21 protein-coding genes are annotated in these 17,898 nt (G+C 42.5%); 20 read left to right on the plus strand and 1 reads right to left on the minus strand.

Features of this window, described 5'->3' with window-relative positions; genetic code table 11:
- Positions 1-282 precede the first annotated feature (282 nt).
- The 10 genes from BFI01S_RS11510 (at position 283) to BFI01S_RS11560 (ending at position 8,713) form a co-directional block, all read left to right on the plus strand.
- Positions 283-1,188 carry a hypothetical protein gene (locus BFI01S_RS11510; RefSeq protein WP_061792747.1) on the plus strand — a complete coding sequence of 302 codons (906 nt, stop codon included), beginning with the start codon at positions 283-285 and terminating at the stop codon, positions 1,186-1,188.
- Positions 1,189-1,207: 19 nt separating this feature from the next.
- On the plus strand, positions 1,208-2,470 hold the full coding sequence (locus BFI01S_RS11515) for a tetratricopeptide repeat protein (protein WP_061792748.1): 1,263 nt from the start codon (positions 1,208-1,210) through the stop codon (positions 2,468-2,470).
- A 75-nt stretch (positions 2,471-2,545) separates the two neighbouring features.
- A complete protein-coding gene (locus BFI01S_RS11520; protein ID WP_035330154.1) occupies positions 2,546-3,091 on the plus strand; it encodes a ReoY family proteolytic degradation factor in 546 nt (181 codons plus the stop codon).
- Between the two features lie 113 nt (positions 3,092-3,204).
- Complete coding sequence (locus BFI01S_RS11525; RefSeq protein ID WP_061792749.1) at positions 3,205-3,669, plus strand: YpiF family protein; 465 nt, start codon at positions 3,205-3,207, stop codon at positions 3,667-3,669.
- 149 nt (positions 3,670-3,818) lie between these two features.
- On the plus strand, positions 3,819-4,325 hold the full coding sequence (locus BFI01S_RS11530) for a Rieske (2Fe-2S) protein (RefSeq protein ID WP_061792750.1): 507 nt from the start codon (positions 3,819-3,821) through the stop codon (positions 4,323-4,325).
- A 3-nt stretch (positions 4,326-4,328) separates the two neighbouring features.
- Entirely contained in the window at positions 4,329-5,003 is a 675-nt protein-coding gene (gene qcrB, locus BFI01S_RS11535) for a menaquinol-cytochrome c reductase cytochrome b subunit (protein ID WP_009332736.1), read from the plus strand.
- Between the two features lie 43 nt (positions 5,004-5,046).
- On the plus strand, positions 5,047-5,814 hold the full coding sequence (locus BFI01S_RS11540) for a menaquinol-cytochrome c reductase cytochrome b/c subunit (protein WP_048008303.1): 768 nt from the start codon (positions 5,047-5,049) through the stop codon (positions 5,812-5,814).
- A 122-nt stretch (positions 5,815-5,936) separates the two neighbouring features.
- Positions 5,937-6,533, plus strand: a complete 597-nt coding sequence (gene lhaT, locus BFI01S_RS11545; protein WP_061792751.1) for a lipoprotein heptaprenylglyceryl N-acetyltransferase LhaT — start codon at positions 5,937-5,939, stop codon at positions 6,531-6,533.
- A gap of 366 nt (positions 6,534-6,899) precedes the next feature.
- Positions 6,900-7,676: a sporulation protein YpjB gene (ypjB, locus tag BFI01S_RS11555; RefSeq protein WP_061792753.1), complete on the plus strand. Its 777-nt coding sequence runs from the start codon at positions 6,900-6,902 to the stop codon at positions 7,674-7,676.
- Positions 7,677-8,032: 356 nt separating this feature from the next.
- Entirely contained in the window at positions 8,033-8,713 is a 681-nt protein-coding gene (locus BFI01S_RS11560) for a zinc metallopeptidase (RefSeq protein ID WP_061792754.1), read from the plus strand.
- Positions 8,714-8,776: 63 nt separating this feature from the next.
- Here the strand turns inward: BFI01S_RS11560 and BFI01S_RS11565 are convergent, their stop codons facing one another.
- The gene (locus tag BFI01S_RS11565) at positions 8,777-9,649 is read right to left on the minus strand and encodes a YitT family protein (RefSeq protein WP_061792755.1); all 873 of its coding nucleotides are present in this window, start codon (positions 9,647-9,649) and stop codon (positions 8,777-8,779) included.
- Between the two features lie 214 nt (positions 9,650-9,863).
- Here BFI01S_RS11565 and BFI01S_RS11570 point away from each other — a divergent pair, with 214 nt between their 5' ends.
- The 10 genes from BFI01S_RS11570 (at position 9,864) to panD (ending at position 17,814) form a co-directional block, all read left to right on the plus strand.
- Complete coding sequence (locus BFI01S_RS11570; RefSeq protein WP_061792756.1) at positions 9,864-10,196, plus strand: nucleotide pyrophosphohydrolase; 333 nt, start codon at positions 9,864-9,866, stop codon at positions 10,194-10,196.
- A gap of 14 nt (positions 10,197-10,210) precedes the next feature.
- On the plus strand, positions 10,211-11,014 hold the full coding sequence (gene dapB, locus BFI01S_RS11575) for a 4-hydroxy-tetrahydrodipicolinate reductase (protein ID WP_061792757.1): 804 nt from the start codon (positions 10,211-10,213) through the stop codon (positions 11,012-11,014).
- A gap of 14 nt (positions 11,015-11,028) precedes the next feature.
- Positions 11,029-11,451 carry a methylglyoxal synthase gene (gene mgsA, locus BFI01S_RS11580; protein WP_009332725.1) on the plus strand — a complete coding sequence of 141 codons (423 nt, stop codon included), beginning with the start codon at positions 11,029-11,031 and terminating at the stop codon, positions 11,449-11,451.
- On the plus strand, positions 11,438-12,154 hold the full coding sequence (gene bshB1, locus BFI01S_RS11585) for a bacillithiol biosynthesis deacetylase BshB1 (protein ID WP_061792758.1): 717 nt from the start codon (positions 11,438-11,440) through the stop codon (positions 12,152-12,154). Before mgsA ends, bshB1 begins: the two co-directional genes overlap by 14 nt.
- Entirely contained in the window at positions 12,151-13,293 is a 1,143-nt protein-coding gene (gene bshA, locus BFI01S_RS11590) for an N-acetyl-alpha-D-glucosaminyl L-malate synthase BshA (RefSeq protein WP_061792759.1), read from the plus strand. Before bshB1 ends, bshA begins: the two co-directional genes overlap by 4 nt.
- Positions 13,293-14,501 carry a CCA tRNA nucleotidyltransferase gene (locus BFI01S_RS11595; protein WP_061792760.1) on the plus strand — a complete coding sequence of 403 codons (1,209 nt, stop codon included), beginning with the start codon at positions 13,293-13,295 and terminating at the stop codon, positions 14,499-14,501. Before bshA ends, BFI01S_RS11595 begins: the two co-directional genes overlap by 1 nt.
- A complete protein-coding gene (locus BFI01S_RS11600; RefSeq protein WP_082804515.1) occupies positions 14,474-15,457 on the plus strand; it encodes a biotin--[acetyl-CoA-carboxylase] ligase in 984 nt (327 codons plus the stop codon). Before BFI01S_RS11595 ends, BFI01S_RS11600 begins: the two co-directional genes overlap by 28 nt.
- Before the next feature lie 268 nt (positions 15,458-15,725).
- Positions 15,726-16,562, plus strand: coding sequence for a 3-methyl-2-oxobutanoate hydroxymethyltransferase (panB, locus tag BFI01S_RS11605; protein WP_061792762.1), 837 nt, complete (start codon positions 15,726-15,728; stop codon positions 16,560-16,562).
- The gene (gene panC, locus BFI01S_RS11610; RefSeq protein ID WP_061792763.1) at positions 16,559-17,416 is read left to right on the plus strand and encodes a pantoate--beta-alanine ligase; all 858 of its coding nucleotides are present in this window, start codon (positions 16,559-16,561) and stop codon (positions 17,414-17,416) included. The genes panB and panC overlap by 4 nt, the downstream gene beginning before the upstream one ends.
- 14 nt (positions 17,417-17,430) lie before the next feature.
- Complete coding sequence (gene panD, locus BFI01S_RS11615) at positions 17,431-17,814, plus strand: aspartate 1-decarboxylase (RefSeq protein WP_061792764.1); 384 nt, start codon at positions 17,431-17,433, stop codon at positions 17,812-17,814.
- The last annotated feature ends 84 nt before the right edge of the window (positions 17,815-17,898 follow it).

Below are 17,898 nucleotides of genomic sequence, written 5' to 3' on the forward strand. Positions count from 1 at the left end.
TTTTATTTACTGAGTTGATTGGAGCGGAAGGTGCGAGACTCCTGCGGGAGTAGCGGGACAGGTGAGACCCCGCAGACGCGCAGTGTCGAGGAGGCTCACCGCCTGCCCCGCGGAAAGCGAGCATCCTGGAGCGGAAATCAACGGACCCCATTGTTGGCGAAAACAATAATTTATACGAAAAGAGCCTTGAGCTGTATTCCTGCAGCTCTTTTTCTGTTCAAGCAGTCTTATTTATGTGAAAATTTCATAGCTTGTCATAAGACCGTTTAAGAGGGTGGTTTTATGGCATATATTATTGAGAATGCAAATATTTTAAAGGAAGACAAGCTGTTAAAAACATCAATGCTGATTAGAAATAATGAGATTTCACTGATGCAGGCTGAAATGAAACGGTTTCGGTATACAAGAATGGATGCGGGTGCATTTATTATGTCTGCAGGATATGTGGTCCTGGACACATCTATCCCGCTGGAAATGTCTTTTTCAGAACTCAAGGAGTATTATATTCGGGAGTTCATATTAAAAGGATGCACAGCCTTCCTGACAGCTGTGCCTGTAAAGCATGAATATACTTTAAAGAGTGATCTTAAATGCTTTAAAGCAAGTTTGTTAAGCAGCCCGATCGATTATATTATTGGTGTGAAAATTCCTGTCCGTCTCCTCACCCCTTCTTTTATGAGAAAATGCAAGAGAGAAAGAGTTCCTGTGGTTTTTGTTGAAATACAGGATGCAAAGGAGTTTGAGCAAGTTCCGTGGGGATGGCTGCGGGAAGCAATGTTTCCTTATAATTGTCCGCTTGCCCCCCTCTTTGCAGGCAGGAATGAAAAGGAGAAAAGCAGAATAAATACATTATGGACAAAACTGATGCAGGAAGAGAAAATTCCTTCAATGCCGAATGAGCTGATGGAACACGAGCCTCTATCCCGGTCAGTGCTGTCCAAAGCTGGGATTTACCCTTTAAAAGGGAATATTCATCAGGGCGGGGAAGCCAGTTATAATTTATATGAAAAGCCTGAAGAAGGTCTTACCGTTGAAGAATCACAGCTGTTTCATTATCATAGAGATAAACTTGCTGTCACTGTCCTGAAAGGAAAAGTGATTAGAGCCGGACAAGAAGTGATTTTTCGTTCAGGTTCGGGAGAGCATGTTAAAATCAGCACACCAGCTTACTTTAAAATAGCCGATTAGCATTCGAAAGGAATTTAGTATGGATAAAGTAAATAAAATCATTACTCTATTAGAAAACGGTCATCATGAAGAAGCCTTGGAGAGCTATCAGCAAATACTGCTGGATGGTTCCCATGAAGAAAGGTTCCTGCTGGCAGAAGAACTGTTCCAGTATGGGTTCCTTGAGGAATCAAAAGCCTTATATGAACGGCTTCTGGAAGCATATCCTGAAGAAGGAGAACTGCTCGTTCTGTTGGCTGAAACACATATTGATCTGGGAAATGAAGAGGAAGCCATCCTTGTCCTTGAAAGAATAGATGAACATGATCCGAGCTTTCCGCAGTCGCTTCTCTTATTAGCAGACCTCTATCAAATGGATGGTCTATTTGAGGTCAGCGAACAAAAGCTCCTGAAAGCAAAAGAAATATTGCCTGATGAGATAATTGTAGATTTCGCCCTCGGTGAACTTTATGCAGAGCAGGGAAGATTTCTGGAAGCAAAGCGGATATATGAAAATGTTCTCAGGAAAGAGGATATCATTGCAGGCATAAATGTAAATCAGAGATTGGCGGATATTCTCAGCGCAGGCGGCGCATTTGAAGAAGCTCTTCCATATTATGAAAAAGCGCTAGATGACAAGCTGGAGATTAATACCCTTTTCAGTTATGCTTTTACAGCGCTTCAAGCCGGCTTTAACCGCACAGCCATTGAAAAATTGACTGAGCTGAAGGAGCTGGACCCCGAGTATCATTCACTGTATTTATACCTTGCCCAGGCATACGAGCGGGAGGAAGAAGCCGGCAAAGGCCTGGAAGCGGTCAAGGAAGGCATAAAACAAGACGAATTTAACAAAGAACTGTTCTTCTATGGCGGGAAGCTTGCCCTGAAAAATGGCAATGAAAAAGAAGCAGAAGATATGTTAAGGCAGGCTCTTGCACTGGATCCCGAATATGTCCAGGCAGCCATTCTTTTAAATAAACTTCTTCTCCAGCAGGAAAGATATGAAGATGTAATCGAAATCACTGAAATGCTGAACGAGCTTGAAGAGCCCCAGCTTATATGGGATTCAGCCGTTGCCTTTCAGCATATAGAGGAATTTTCAGAGGCATTAAACAAATATCAGCTTGCATATACTTTCTTTAAACAGCAGCCGGATTTCCTTTCGGATTACGGATATTTTTTAGCAGAGGAAGGAAAAAGGGATGAGGCTGCCGAAATTTTTAATACATTAATCAAACTGGAGCCTGGCAATGAAGAATATCTAGATGTGCTGCAGCGACTCACGGATGATTTTCTTGATTAAAAAAGGCAGTTTCTATCCTTTGAATGTAACTTCAGTAAAACCAAATTTGTCTGTAAGCAGAGGAGGGAATCAAAAATGGCGACCCCTGTATCTGTCAACGAGAAGAAAGATTTTATCCGCTGGTTTTTAAACCATTATCAGCTCAAAAGAAGAGAATGTGTTTGGATTCTCAATTATTTGATGAGTCATGACCAGCTTATGGAGAAGGTGCATTTTGTAGAGCAGGCACAGTATTGCCCAAGAGGCCTGATCATGTCGACCCATTGTGTGGATGAAGTTCCTTTCCGTTTTTACAAAGAGAATGTAATGACCACAGATGCGGAGAAGTCCTTCCATGATATCCGCTTAAACAGGGATGAAGAGATTTATATCCAGCTTAATTTCCATGCTTCAAATAAGGCCCATCAGTATGCAGCGGTCATGGAGGAAAATCCCTTTATGCCAAAGACACTCCAGATAAACGAAAAGGACCGGCTGATCGCCGAAAGGTTCCTGACAGAAAGCCTGGAAAAGTTCAGAAGAGAGAAACTCCTTGAGCTCATTGATGAAGCATTGGATAAGCAGGATAAAAAAGCTTTTAACGTTCTGACTCAGCAGCTGAATAAATTAGAGACTACCTAAGCCTTGCTTTTATAAAAGCAGGGCTCTTATTTTGTCTGCATTCTTTGATTTGAAGCATTCTAATCATTAATGATATATTAAGGAAGGCAAATATTTGTAATGGAGTGAATGATATGAAATGGATATCACAGGATATCGACATGTTCCTTAAAGAAAAGCAATATGTAGACACTGCTGTTCTGCCGCTCCTTCCTGTATCATTTGGAGATGATATCAAACAGTCTGTAGCCATGACAGAATTTATATCGCTTCTAAGTGTGCAGCTTGAACGGCAATTCAGAGGACGTCTCATCATGCTGCCTGGATTTGCCTATCTGAAATCGGCATCAGAAGATAGCCTGATCGGCGGCTTGGGCCAATGGGAATCAGAATTGAAGGTACAGGGATTTAAGCACATTTTCCTTTTAACTTCGGACAGCATGTGGAAAGCGTTCGAAGGTCAGCTGGAAGGAGGCTTGATTTGGCTGCCATCTCTGCCTCTTGAGCATATGGATGAAAATTATCGGAATTCGATCCTGGATGATCAGGTGAAACAGCTGCTGAATCTTTTCGTGCAAAAGTGGCAAAATGGTGAATAGTGTGAATGTTAAGTCGCTCTATTTACATGTTTAGCCAAAGGATTATATTGACCTTGCATAAAGATTGATATATCATTGTTATGTCCTAGTTTTATATTGTGTTGAATTTTGTCCGTTGGACTTAACTTCATAATAGAGGGGGGAAAAGTATGAGCAAAAATCGAGTTTCTAGACGTCAATTCCTAAACTATACACTTACTGGTGTAGGCGGTTTCATGGCAGCAGGAATGCTTATGCCGATGGTCCGTTTTGCAGTTGATCCTGTATTGCAGGCAGCTGGTGAGAGTGATTTTATCCCAACAAAGCAAAAAGTCGCCGAAATTACCGAAACGCCGACAAGGGTTGATTACACTTATGAGCAGCAGGATGCCTGGTACACATCCGAAGTTACCGGCACTGCATGGGTTTATAAGGATGATAAAGGTGAAATTGTTGCATTGTCTCCAGTATGTAAGCATTTAGGGTGCGTAGTTGACTGGAATACTGACAAGTCAAACCCTGATCATTTCTATTGCCCTTGCCATGGCGGCCTTTATACAAAGGATGGGACAAACGTTCCAGGTACACCGCCGGTTGCATCACTTGATGTATTTCCTTACAAAGAAAAAGATGGCTTCTTGTATTTAGGCAAGGCTGAACCGCGAAAGGAGGCGTAATAATTGTTAAACAAAATTTATGATTGGGTAGATGAGCGTTTAGATATTACGCCGATCTGGCGGGATATTGCTGACCATGAAGTGCCTGAGCATGTAAACCCTGCACATCATTTCTCTGCATTCGTTTACTGTTTTGGCGGTCTGACGTTCTTTGTTACTGTAATTCAAATCTTATCCGGTATGTTCCTGACAATGTACTATGTTCCGGATATCAAAAATGCATGGGAATCCGTGTATTATCTTCAAAACCATGTTGCATTCGGGCAGATTGTCCGCGGAATGCACCACTGGGGAGCAAGTTTAGTAATCGTAATGATGTTCCTACATACGTTACGTGTTTTCTTCCAGGGAGCTTATAAGAAGCCCCGTGAATTAAACTGGATTGTCGGAGTGCTCATTTTCTTCATAATGCTTGCACTTGGACTGACAGGTTACTTATTGCCTTGGGATATGAAAGCCCTTTTTGCTACAAAAGTAACAATCCAGATCGTAGAATCAACTCCGCTGATTGGAGAATATCTGAAAATACTTATTGCAGGACATTCTGATATTGTCGGCGCGCAGACAATCACCCGATTCTTTGCTATCCATGTATTCTTCTTACCGGCTGCATTATTCGGGTTAATGGCTGCCCACTTTATTATGATTCGTAAGCAGGGTATTTCAGGACCGTTGTAAGAAATAATTTTTTGATCATTGCAAAAGGAGGGGAAATCGCCCAATGCATCGTGGTAAAGGTATGAAATTCGTAGGTGACTCTCGTGTTCCTGCAGAACGCAAACCGAATATTCCGAAAGACTATTCGGAATATCCAGGAAAAACAGAAGCATTCTGGCCAAACTTCCTGTTAAAGGAATGGATGGTAGGGGCTGTATTCCTTATCGGTTTCCTATGCTTGACAATTGCGCATGAGCCGCCGTTAGAAAAAATTGCTGACCCAAGTGATACAGCTTATATTCCGCTGCCAGACTGGTACTTCCTGTTCTTATACCAGCTTCTGAAATACAGCTATGCATCCGGACCTTATAATGCAATTGGTGCTTTCATTATTCCGGGTCTTGCATTCGGAGCATTGCTGCTTGCGCCATTCATTGACCGCGGACCTGAACGCCGTCCGTCCAAGCGTCCTTTAGCAACCGGCTTTATGCTATTGGCTCTAGCCGGCATCACTTACCTGACTTGGGAGTCTGTAGCCCACCATGACTGGGAGGCGGCTGCACAGCAAGGTAAAATTGTGGCTGAAGTAGAGTTTGATAAAGAAGACGAAGGCTACAAGATTTTTGAAGCAAACGGCTGTATTTCCTGCCACGGAGGAGATCTCCAGGGTGGTGCAGGTTCACCTGCACTTGTTGACACTGGGTTAACACCTGAAGAAGTTGCTGACATTGCTAAAAACGGTAAAGGCGCTATGCCTGCAGGAATGTTCAAAGGCTCTGATGAAGAACTTCAAAAGCTTGCTGAATTCATTTCTGGCCTTGAAAGCAAATAATTTAAAAAGGAGCTGGCATTGCCAGCTTCTTTTTTTTGCCCAAAAATTGTTCGTTTTTTTACATGAGTTGGATGTGGTAAAATAATGAAACAATCGTGTACATAGAGAAAAGGAGAAAAAACATGAAATGGATCTATCCTTTATTAGGCAGCAGAGCTATGCTGATACTCCTTCTGATTATTAACACAGCAGGCACCATCTATGGGTATATATGGTATAAGTGGCAGCTGGTAGATACACCGGCTGTTTTCTTGCCGTTCGTACCCGACAGTCCTACAGCAAGCCTGTTTTTTATGTTTGTGCTGATTGCCTTTCTAATGGGCAAAAATTGGCCATTGATGGAAGCTTTAGCAATTGTAACCCTTATTAAATACGGTATATGGGCCGTAGTTATGAATTTGCTGGTATTTCAGGTTACAGGTGAATTGGATCCTGTTGCTCTCATGCTAATCTTCTCCCATGGTGCAATGGCAGTCCAGGGTGTTCTTTACGCACCTTTCTATCGCTTCAAAACATGGCATCTAGTCATTACGGGTATCTGGACTCTACACAATGATGTAATTGATTATGTCTTTTTCATGCTTCCCCGCTATCCTATTTTAAATCTTTACACACCGCAAATCGGCTATTTTACATTCTGGCTCAGCATTTTCTCATTAGGAACCGCGTATTACTTCGTCCTTAGAAAGAATCGGTTTAGTCTGGATATTGTGAAATAGCTTTATCAAAGTTTTAATGCGGTTATTTTCATAAATCATGTTGATTATTAATAACTTAGTTTCATTTACTGAGTTGATTGGAGAGGAGGGCGCTTGACTCCTGCGGGAGGAGAGGGAGCGGGAGACCCCGCAGGCGAAGCCGAGGAGGCTCCCGTTCCTCCCCGCGGAAAGCAAGTGCCCGCAGCGGAAATTAACGAGCATAATTCGCAGCAAAAAAATACCTTTGAGAAATGGACCTTTAATATAAAAGTTGTAATGACTCCTGGCACGCAAATTAAATATAATAGTTCTCGAAATTATTTTCTGGTCTAACCTTGTCCCTCTTTTCATATTAATCTAATAGTAATTTGAGGGGGGACAAGTTTGATGAGGCGAAAAGTAATCGCATTCTTATTCATTATTATGTTATTGCCTGGAATGGTGTCTGCAGATAAGACAACAAAAATAGATAAATTAGATCAATTATCTAATGAAGCCTTACAGATGGTTAAGCTTCACAGGTATGAGGATGCCAAGAAGCTTTTGGAGTATTTTTCCGAGCAATTCGTTGCTGTGAACGGCAAGGAAAGACCATTTACAATGGACGAACTGCGGATTATTACCGTCTCTCATGATGATGCTGTACAAGCTGCGGTGAATACATCCATGAGCCATGAAGAACGGCTGAATCATGCAACAAAATTTCGCCTGGTAATGGATGCGATTTCCTCGAAATATCAGCCTTTATGGACTGAAATGGAGAAGCCGATCATGTCGGTATTTGGTGAGGTAAAGGAAGCGGCATACAGCGGTAATAACGAGAACTTCCATTCACGTTTGAATTCCTTTTTGTCTTTATATGAGGTTATTTATCCCAGTCTGAAGATTGATGTCGATGCAGAAAAGGTACAAAAACTGAACGCCCGCATTAATTTTATTGATCATTATCGGCCGCAGGTGCTTTCCCAGCAGGCAAGCCAGCAGGAACTTGCTGCATTGGAAAATGATCTGCAGACAATCTTTGATGAAATGACAGAAGATGAAACGGATCCATCCCTTTGGTGGGTGATCATCTCAACCGGGAGCATAATCATCATTACATTATCTTACGTAGGTTGGAGAAAATATAAGGGAGACAGGGCAAGGCAAAAAAATCGATCATAATAAGAAAAGCGGAAGCACCTTGCTCACGAAGGAACGCAGACTAAGAACGCCACATCCTGTGGCAACGTCTGCATGACCCACATCCTGTGGGCCTCAAGGCGAGCCTCACGGAAAGGCGTTCTTTGCCTTTTGGGGGGATCGGCTTGTGACCTCGAGGGGGGAGGTGCTGGAGCTAGACAGGCCTCGAAGTTCAAAAATTTCTACACTCTTATCTTTAACAAAAAGAATAATTAAGCGTCTTTCCCGTTTTGCAATAAAGGAAAATGGGAATAAGATAGTTAGAAGGAATCGTATGCTGAAGATATGAAAGCCAGAGGTTAAAATTCACCATGACCAGCTTAATGGGAGGTAACAAAATGGGAGGATATCTCATTTATTTTGCAATAATTATTCTTGTTCCGCTTTGGGCACAAATGAAAGTAAAGGGAGCTTACAGCAAATATTCAAAAGTTCCTTCATCCACTCAAATGAGGGGTGCTGAAGTAGCCAGAAGAATTCTGGATGCAAATGGTTTATATAAAGTTGGCGTTGAAGAAACCAGGGGCCATCTAACGGATCATTATGACCCGCGATCCAAGACAGTAAGGCTTTCAGCAACAAATTATCATGGCCATTCTGTGGCTGCCGCTGCCATTGCGGCCCATGAAGTTGGCCATGCCATCCAGGATAATCAGGATTACGCTTTTCTGCGTTTCCGCCATGCGCTAGTACCTGTTGCAAATATTGGTTCAAACTTCTCCTGGATTCTAATCATGATCGGTTTTTTTGCTGGCATGAGCGGTATGGTGCTGCTTGGCATTATCTTCATGGCGGCTGCAGTGGTTTTTCAGGTAATCACACTTCCTGTGGAATTCAATGCTTCCAATCGTGCGATGGATCAGGTGGTTTCCCTGGGCATCATCAGAAACGATGAAGAAAGAGAGACTAAAAAAGTATTAAATGCAGCCGCGCTGACATATGTAGCGGCAGCAGCCGTGGCTGTGCTGGAACTGCTTCGTTTAATTCTTATCTATACTGGTATGACCAGATCTGAGTAAAAGCCGGCAATGCCGGCTTTTCTCATGAAAAAAAGTGATGCCTTTGGGACATCACTTCAATATTTAGCGTTCAACCGGCTTTTTATTTTCATCCAGGGTAAATCCTTCCCCTAATACATCATGTACAGCTGTGACAGAAACAAAGGCATGGGGATCAACAGAAGTGATCGCATTTTTTAACCGCACAATTTCATTTCGGCCGACGACACAATACAATACTTCACGCTCTTTTTTAGTGAAGGATCCATGGCCTTTTAACACGGTTACGCCCCGGTCCATTTCTTTCATTATTTTTTCGGCAATTGCATCATTCTGTTCTGAAATGATCATGGCCCCTCTTGCTGCATAAGCACCTTCCTGCATGAAATCTATAACCTTTGCACCCACAAACACTGCAACCAGCGTATACATGGCTTCCCTGTAGTTTAAATATGTAATTAATGAAAGGGCTATAACAAAAAAGTCAAAAATGAACATTGTCTTTCCCATGCTGACCCCAGCATATTTATGGACAAGTCTCGCAATAATATCGACTCCGCCTGTTGTGCCTCCAAACCTGAAAATGGTTCCAAGGCCGATGCCGATAAAAACACCCGCGAATAAAGAAGCAAGTGTCAAATCCTCTTTTAATGGCATGTCTATCTGGTACCGCTGAAAAATCCATAAGAATAGGGACACACCGACCGTTCCGATGATGGTATAAAGAAAAACATTCCTGCCCAGAAGTTTCCATCCGATAAAGAAAAGCGGTATATTTAGCAGAAGGTTAGTATAGGAAGGGTCCCATTCGAAAAGGAAGTACAAAAGCAGGGTAATACCGGTGAAGCCTCCTTCAGCCAAGTTGTTTTGCATATTAAAGTGAACAAGGCCCCATGAAAAAATGGCCGAGCCGAGCAAAATGAAAAAAATATTCTTAAATTTCAATCCATAAAACATATTATCCCTCCGCTGCCTGAATATCACAATACCAAAGCGTATCTAATTATATAAGATACAGATTATAAGAGCAATAACATCAAAGGACAAGATGCACTGACTGATTATCTGTAAGCGATGATAAAAAATATTTGTAAAATGGCTGAGCAATAGCTTAACATGAAAAGTGGAAATCAGATATATAGAAACTGTAAATAGAAGCTGAGGTGAAAGTATGGAGACCCCAAAAACAATGAAAGACATGCAAACAGACGTTGACAAATACATAAGCCAATTTAAAGAAGGTTATTTCAGCCCATTAGCCATGCTTGCAAGGATGATCGAGGAACTTGGGGAACTATCCAGGGAAGTGAACCATCACTATGGTGAAAAACCCAAAAAATCCACAGAGGAAGAAAAGGCTATCGAGGAAGAGCTTGGAGATATGCTGTTTGTTCTAATATGCTTTGCTAATTCCTTAAATATTGACTTAGAAGAAGCGCATGATCGTGTCATGAAAAAATTCAGCACACGTGATAAAGACAGATGGACAAGAATTGAAGAGTAGAAGGAGAGAGGACAATGGATAAAGTAAAAGTTATTATAGCGGGACCGCGGGGAAGGATGGGCAGTGAAGCCGTCCAGCTCGTTAATCGAACAGAGAACTATGAGTTAGCTGCCGTGATCGACCATAAAAATGGCGGTGGCTTTCTTGGCGATTTTGAAGGCTTCTCACAATTTGGCCAAGTTCCGGTATACACAGATCTTGCCCTAGCCTTTCAGGAGCTAAGTCCCGATGTACTGATCGATTTGACCACTCCGGAAGTAGGAATGTACCACACAAAAACTGCCCTGGAATATGGTGTGAGGCCAGTTGTTGGAACAACAGGCTTTTCGAAGGAAAATCTGAAAGAGCTTGAAAATCTATGCCATGAAAAAGGAATCGGCTGCATTATTGCCCCAAACTTTGCGCTTGGTGCTGTATTAATGATGAAATTCTCCCAATTGGCAGGTAGATATTTTAATGATGTGGAAATCATTGAGCTGCACCATGACCAGAAGTTGGATGCTCCATCTGGAACTGCAGTTAAAACAGCTGAGATGATTGCTGATGTAAGAACGAAAAAGGAGCAGGGGCACCCAGAGGAGAAGGAAACGATTCCTGGTGCCAGAGGCGCAAATTTCGATGGCATGCATATACATTCTGTACGCCTGCCCGGCCTGATTGCTCATCAGCAGGTAATGTTCGGTTCTGAAGGCCAGACATTGACCATCCGTCATGACTCATATAATAGAGCTTCCTTTATGTCAGGAGTAAAGCTTGCTGTAGATACTGTTTTAAATATTGATACGCTCGTCTACGGCCTCGAAAATATTATCGATTAGAAAGGGGTGCCGACATGAATATTGCCTTAATTGCCCATGATAAGAAAAAGGACGATATTGTAAGATTTGCAATCGCCTATAAATCTATTCTTGCTGAACATACCCTTTATGCTACTGGAACAACCGGTTCACGCATCATGAAAGAAACTGGTCTTTCCATTCACCGTTTTCAGTCCGGACCACTTGGCGGGGACCAGGAAATTGGTGCTTTAATTGCCAACAATAAAATGGATGTTGTATTTTTCTTCAGAGATCCTCTGACTGTTCAGCCCCATGAGCCGGATGTCTCAGCTTTAGTGCGCCTCTGTGACGTATATGCTGTGCCGCTCGCAACCAATATGGGCACAGCTGAAATTATTATTAAGGGCCTGGAACGCAATGATTTATCTTGGAGGAATATTGTAAGTGAAAAAGGTGACATGAATGAACCCGGATAACCTTGATATTCTGGCATTTGGTGCGCATGCTGATGATGTTGAAATCGGCATGGGCGGCACAATTGCCAAATTTGCCTCTATCGGAAAAAAGATTGGAATATGCGACTTAACACGGGCTGAGCTTTCTTCCAATGGGACGATTGAAATCCGTAAAGACGAATCGCTGAAAGCAGCAGGGATTCTCGGGGTTAATGTCCGGGAGACTCTTAATCTGCCTGACAGGGGCTTATTTTATAACCAGGAATACATAAAAAAGATCGCTGAAATGATCCGTAAATATAGGCCAGCTCTTGTGTTTGCGCCATATATGGAGGACAGGCATCCAGACCACGGGCATTGTGCCCGCCTGGTGGAAGAAGCGGTCTTTTCAGCCGGAATCAGGAAATATGAAACAGGCGGCAATTTTGCCCCGCATAAGGTGAAAAACCTGCACTTTTATATGATAAATGGCTTCCTTAAGCCTGACTTCCTGATCGATATCACCTCTTTTATGGATAAAAAAATTGCAGGTCTCGAATCCTATCAAAGTCAATTTACAAGAAGCCCAGGTTCATTTGATACACCGCTTGTCAACGGTTATATTGAAACTGTTGCAGCGAGGGAAAGCCTATTTGGAAAACAGGCAGGGGTACAATATGCAGAGGGTTTTAAAGTTAATAATCCCTTACTGGTAAATATGGATATATTTGGTGGAGAATTATGAGGAAAAAGTTAAAAATAGGTATCACTTGCTATCCTACGGTGGGAGGGTCAGGTGTTGTTGCTGCAGAACTAGGGAAAATGCTAGCCGAAAAAGGTCATGAAATACATTTTATTTCATCAAGTCTACCTTTTAGACTGAAAAGGATGTACCCCAATATTTTTTATCATCAGGTGGATGTCAATCAATACTCCGTATTTCAATATGCTCCTTACGATATCGCGCTGGCAAGTAAAATGGCGGAAGTGATAAAACGCGAGGGCCTTGATCTGCTGCACGTGCATTATGCGATTCCCCATGCAGTTTGCGCGATCCTGGCAAAGCAGATGAGCGGTACAGACATTAAGATTGTTACCACCCTTCATGGAACAGATATTACAGTTCTCGGGTATGACCCATCCCTTACAGATGCGATCCGTTTTGGAATTGAAAAGTCTGATGGAGTCACAGCTGTTTCCAATGCGTTGATATCACAAACTTATGACCTGATCAAACCTGATAAGTCCTTAAGAGCGGTTTATAACTTTATAGATGAAAGAATATACAGGAAAACCGATTCTCTTTACCTTAAAGAAGAATATGGCATAAAACCTGGTGAAAAAGTGATCATTCATGTATCTAATTTCCGCAGTGTAAAACGGGTGCCGGATGTTGTTAAAGCCTTTGCCAAAATATCTGAAGAAGTTCCTTCAAAGCTGCTGCTAGTAGGAGACGGACCGGAAATGAGCGTTATATGCAGACTGGTGAATGACCTGAAGCTTAAAGACAAGGTTCTGTTTTTGGGAAAGCAGGATAATGTGGAGGAGCTTTACAGCATCAGTGATTTAATGCTCTTATTATCGGAAAAGGAAAGCTTTGGACTTGTTGCTCTTGAGGCAATGGCATGCGGAGTGCCATGCATCGGTACAGATGTCGGTGGAATTCCCGAAGTAATCAGAGATGGTGAGACCGGCTATATTTGCATTTTGGGTGATATAACTGATATCTCGCGAAAAGCAATAAAATTGCTTACTGATGAGAAACTGCTTGACAGGTTTTCTTCACAATCCATTTCACTTGCAAAAGACAGGTTCAGTGCCGGCCGCATTGTCACTCAATATGAAGAGTTTTATTATGAACTTTTGGAAAAAGGTGACCTTTGATGAATGAAGTTTTTATAAAGGCAGTTCCTGTGCTCGAGAAGTTAGAAGCTGCAGGTTTTGAGGCCTATTTTGTAGGAGGCTCTGTCAGGGATTATATACTTGGAAAAGAAATTGCAGACGTCGATATTGCTACTTCGGCTACCCCGGAAGAAGTAAAAGCCATATTCTCCAGAACACTTGATGTGGGTATTGAACATGGCACTGTGGTGGTTCTATATCATGGCATCTCCTATGAAATTACAACCTTCCGAACAGAGGCTGAATACCTGGATTTTAGGCGGCCTTCAAAAGTACAATTTATCAGATCCCTGGAAGAGGATTTGAAAAGAAGAGATTTTACGATGAACGCGATTGCCATGGATAAAGAAGGACAGCTTATCGATCCTTTTAACGGCAGGGGCGCTATAGAGGAAAAAAGAATTTGCACTGTAGGCAAGCCGGCTGAGAGATTTACTGAAGATGCCCTTCGAATGATGAGAGCAGTCCGCTTTTTCAGCCAGCTGGCATTTGAGATTGATAAAAACACTTATGATGCTTTGACATCCCTGTCACATTTACTTGAAAACATTGCAGTGGAAAGAAAGCTGGCAGAGTTCGAAAAGCTATTAGCGGGAACCTGCAGGATGAAAGCTCTTAAGGTCATTGCGGAAACAGGATTGTCTAATTATCTGCCAAAAATGTCAGGCTTCCAACAGGAATTAAAAGAAGCAGAAAATTATAATGCAGCAGATCTGACAGGAGATGAAATGTGGGCCTTTCTTGCGTATATCTTTAAATTGGACGAGTCACAGGCTCAAGCTTTTCTGAAGAACTGGAAACTGCCTGTAAAGAGAACAAAAAAGATAGTGTCGATTATCAGCTGGATCCGGTACAGGGCCGAAAACCAGTGGGAGGCCTATTCCCTTTATCAGGCAGGGGACAAGTCCCTGAACGCGGAACGGGTCCGCAACGTAATCTTGCATGAGGACTCAAGCAGGGGAACAGACAGCCTGCTGAGTCAATATAATTCTCTGCCGATTAAAGAAAGAAGCGACCTTCAGCTTACTGGAGAGCAGCTGATGGATTGGTTTGGCAAATCTCCTGGTCCCTGGATTAAAGCGGAGCTTGAAAAAACCGAAAAAGCAGTCTTGCGCGGCGAAGTGAGTAATAGTGATGAATCCATAAGGGAGTGGCTCATAAAGTGCAATCAGAAATCAGGAACAAATTGATTGATGCTTTTACGAAAAGCAATGAGGAATTTCTTTCAGGCCAGTATTTAGCTGACCTGATTGGATGTTCAAGAACGGCTGTATGGAAGCATATTGAAGAGCTGAGAAAAGAAGGCTTTGAATTGGAAGCGGTCAGAAGAAAAGGTTATCGGATAACAAAAACACCTGAAAAAGTTACCCCTGATGAAATCAGGCTTGGTTTGCAGACTGAAACCCTTGGACGCCAGATTCATCATGAAGAAAGTGTTGATTCTACTCAGAAGATTGCCCATCGCCTTGCATACGAGGGTGCGCAGGAAGGAACGGTCGTAATTGCGGAAGAACAGCTTTCAGGCAGGGGGAGAATGGACAGGAGATGGCACTCCCCAAAATCAACAGGCATATGGATGAGTGTTATTCTAAGACCGAACATTCCACCTCCGAAAGCTCCGCAGCTTACGCTGATTACAGCAGTGGCTGTTGTACAGGCAATTGAAGAGCTGACTGATTTAACACCGCAAATTAAATGGCCGAATGATGTTTTGATGAACGGGAAGAAGGTTACAGGAATTCTGACAGAACTGCAGGCGGATGCGGACCGGATTATTTCTATTATCATAGGAATTGGCATCAACGTTAACCAGCAGCTTGATGATTATCCCGATGAGCTTAAAGAAATTGCTACTTCATTATCCATTGAAAAAGGCGTAAAGCTTTCAAGAGCTGAGCTGATTAAAATCCTGCTTGGCAAACTGGAAAACCTGTATAAACTTTATTTAGAGAAGGGTTTTTATCCGATTAAGCTTTTATGGGAAAGTTATGCGGTCAGCATTGGCAAAAATCTTACTGCAAGGACGATTACCGGAAGCATATATGGCAAGGCCCTTGGAATTACAGAAGATGGAGTCCTGATGATTGAAGACAGCAGCGGGAAAGTCCATCACGTATATTCTGCAGACATTGAGCTGGATGTTTAGAATGCCGGTTTGAAAGTTTTTATAGCCAACTCATTTGCCTTTTTGATATACTTTTTATGGGCAGTATCCTTAACAGAACTGCACCTTTTTTAAGGAAACGCAAATATAATATATCTGCCTAGATCCAAAAAATGGACCGGGACAGAGGGATGAACTGATATATGAGCTAATGTAAAATCCTTCTGCCGACAGAAGGATTTTTTTAATGTTCTGTTTTTTTAAACTCATTAAAGTTTTATTGCCTCTTCCTGCATAAGGAGGACGAATGATGAAGCAAACAACAGACTTTTTAAAAATGAAGGAAAATGATGAGAAAATTGTCATGCTGACCGCCTATGATTTTCCTGCTGCCAAACAGGCTGAAAAAGCCAATGTGGACATGATACTTGTTGGGGATTCGCTTGGGATGGTAGTGCTGGGCTATGATTCAACCGTTCCTGTTACGATGGAGGATATGATTCATCACGGAAAAGCTGTTAAACGAGGGGCACAACATACATTCATTGTGATTGACATGCCGTTTATGAGCTATCATTTGTCCGTGAAAGATACACTGTTAAATGGGGCAAGGCTCATTCAGGAGACAGGTGCACATGCTGTTAAGCTTGAAGGCGGTGATGAAGTCGCACAACAAATTGGCGCGTTAACAAAAGCAGGCATTCCTGTTGTTGCCCATCTCGGCCTGACACCACAATCCGTGGGGGTCCTTGGAGGCTATAAGGTCCAGGGGAAAAACGCTGAAGCAGCCAGAAAGCTGATTGATGATGCCAGGGAATGTGAGAGAGCCGGAGCCTTTGCTCTTGTCCTTGAGTGTGTTCCAAAACAGCTGGCAAAGCAGATCACGGAAGAATTGACGATTCCAGTCATTGGAATCGGGGCTGGTAAGGATACCGATGGACAGGTCCTTGTGTACCATGATGTATTAGGATACGGCGTAGATCGTGTTCCAAAGTTCGTGAAACAGTATGAAAATCTGAATCCGATTATCGGCGACAGCCTTACTAAATATTCAGATGAAGTGAAGAATGGAGCATTTCCTGATGATTCCCATTCTTTCAGGATGAAAGAGGAAGAACTGCTGAGTCTGTATGGAGGAAAAGCATGAGAACGATTACTGATATAAGAGAAATGCAAAGGATTGCTTTACAGCTTAAGAGGGAAGGAAAAACAATCGGGTTTGTCCCCACAATGGGCTATTTGCATGAAGGCCATCTTTCGTTATTACAGAATGCAAGGAAAGAAAACGATATTACAGTGGTCAGCATCTTTGTCAATCCGCTGCAATTTGGACCTAAAGAAGATTTAGCGACATACCCAAGGGATTTAGAGCGTGACAGCAGCCTTGCAGAGAAAGAGGGCTGCGATTATCTTTTTTTTCCTTCAGCTGAAGATATGTATCCTGCAGTACTGTCCGTAACGGCTAAGGTACAGGAGCGGACAGATGTTTTATGCGGAAAATCACGGCCCGGACATTTTGATGGGGTTGCCACGGTCCTGATAAAACTGTTCAACATTGTTCAGCCGGATAAAGTGTATTTCGGCATGAAGGATGCCCAGCAGGTGGCCGTCGTTGACGGGCTTGTAAGAGATTTTAATATTCCAGTGGAGATTATCCCTGTTCAGACAGTCAGGGAAGTAGATGGTCTTGCTAAGAGCTCACGGAACGTGCATCTTCTGCCGGCAGAACGCGATCAGGCATCTGCTCTCTATAAAAGTCTTATAATGGCGGAGACTCTAATAGCTGAAGGAGAATACGATCCAGCGAGGATTCTCCGCAGCATCAGGGAATTTATTGAAAAAAACACAAGCGGAGAAATAGATTATATTGAGATTCTATCCTATCCGGATCTTAAACAGCTTTCCTGTTTGGAAGAGAAAATCATTATCGCTATGGCGGTTAAATTCAAAAAGGCCCGTTTAATAGATAACGCAATAATATCAGTGAAAAAAGAAAGCTAAGGGAGGAAGGCAGCATGTTCCGCACCATGATGAATGGCAAGATCCATCGTGCAACAGTAACAGAAGCCAATCTGAATTATGTTGGCAGCATCACAATTGATACGGAGATTATTGAAGCGGTAGGAATGGCACCCAATGAAAAGGTTCAAATCGTCAATAATAACAATGGTGCAAGATTTGAAACCTATATTATTCCAGGTGAAAGAGGCAGCGGAGTAATCTGCGTGAATGGGGCGGCTGCACGTCTTGTTCAGGAAGGCGATATTGTCATTATCATTTCATATGCTCTTGTTCCTGATGAAAAGGTGCCTTATCATGAACCGAAGGTAGCCATAATGGACAGCAGAAATCGGATCGCTGACATGATACATGCAGAGCCGGAAAGTACAGTGCTATAATGGATATTGACTAGAGCGAAACTCTTATGGAGTTTCGGCTCTTTTTTTTAATCGGCAGTGAATAAGGGACCTGAGCAGGTGGAA

Origin of the sequence: Cytobacillus firmus NBRC 15306, assembly GCF_001591465.1 — a bacterium.
In the GTDB taxonomy this organism is placed as follows: domain Bacteria; phylum Bacillota; class Bacilli; order Bacillales; family Cytobacillaceae; genus Cytobacillus; species Cytobacillus firmus.

Excerpts from the sequence above, each read along its gene's own strand:
- BFI01S_RS11510 (WP_061792747.1), top strand. The coding sequence starts at position 283 with ATGGCATATATTATTGAGAATGCAAATATTTTAAAGGAAGACAAGCTG.
- BFI01S_RS11515 (WP_061792748.1), top strand. The coding sequence starts at position 1,208 with ATGGATAAAGTAAATAAAATCATTACTCTATTAGAAAACGGTCATCAT.
- BFI01S_RS11520 (WP_035330154.1), top strand. The coding sequence starts at position 2,546 with ATGGCGACCCCTGTATCTGTCAACGAGAAGAAAGATTTTATCCGCTGG.
- BFI01S_RS11525 (WP_061792749.1), top strand. The coding sequence starts at position 3,205 with ATGAAATGGATATCACAGGATATCGACATGTTCCTTAAAGAAAAGCAA.
- BFI01S_RS11530 (WP_061792750.1), top strand. The coding sequence starts at position 3,819 with ATGAGCAAAAATCGAGTTTCTAGACGTCAATTCCTAAACTATACACTT.
- BFI01S_RS11540 (WP_048008303.1), top strand. The coding sequence starts at position 5,047 with ATGCATCGTGGTAAAGGTATGAAATTCGTAGGTGACTCTCGTGTTCCT.
- lhaT (WP_061792751.1), top strand. The coding sequence starts at position 5,937 with ATGAAATGGATCTATCCTTTATTAGGCAGCAGAGCTATGCTGATACTC.
- ypjB (WP_061792753.1), top strand. The coding sequence starts at position 6,900 with ATGAGGCGAAAAGTAATCGCATTCTTATTCATTATTATGTTATTGCCT.
- BFI01S_RS11560 (WP_061792754.1), top strand. The coding sequence starts at position 8,033 with ATGGGAGGATATCTCATTTATTTTGCAATAATTATTCTTGTTCCGCTT.
- BFI01S_RS11565 (WP_061792755.1), bottom strand. The coding sequence starts at position 9,649 with ATGTTTTATGGATTGAAATTTAAGAATATTTTTTTCATTTTGCTCGGC.
- BFI01S_RS11570 (WP_061792756.1), top strand. The coding sequence starts at position 9,864 with ATGGAGACCCCAAAAACAATGAAAGACATGCAAACAGACGTTGACAAA.
- dapB (WP_061792757.1), top strand. The coding sequence starts at position 10,211 with ATGGATAAAGTAAAAGTTATTATAGCGGGACCGCGGGGAAGGATGGGC.
- mgsA (WP_009332725.1), top strand. The coding sequence starts at position 11,029 with ATGAATATTGCCTTAATTGCCCATGATAAGAAAAAGGACGATATTGTA.
- bshB1 (WP_061792758.1), top strand. The coding sequence starts at position 11,438 with ATGAACCCGGATAACCTTGATATTCTGGCATTTGGTGCGCATGCTGAT.
- bshA (WP_061792759.1), top strand. The coding sequence starts at position 12,151 with ATGAGGAAAAAGTTAAAAATAGGTATCACTTGCTATCCTACGGTGGGA.
- BFI01S_RS11595 (WP_061792760.1), top strand. The coding sequence starts at position 13,293 with ATGAATGAAGTTTTTATAAAGGCAGTTCCTGTGCTCGAGAAGTTAGAA.
- panB (WP_061792762.1), top strand. The coding sequence starts at position 15,726 with ATGAAGCAAACAACAGACTTTTTAAAAATGAAGGAAAATGATGAGAAA.
- panC (WP_061792763.1), top strand. The coding sequence starts at position 16,559 with ATGAGAACGATTACTGATATAAGAGAAATGCAAAGGATTGCTTTACAG.
- panD (WP_061792764.1), top strand. The coding sequence starts at position 17,431 with ATGTTCCGCACCATGATGAATGGCAAGATCCATCGTGCAACAGTAACA.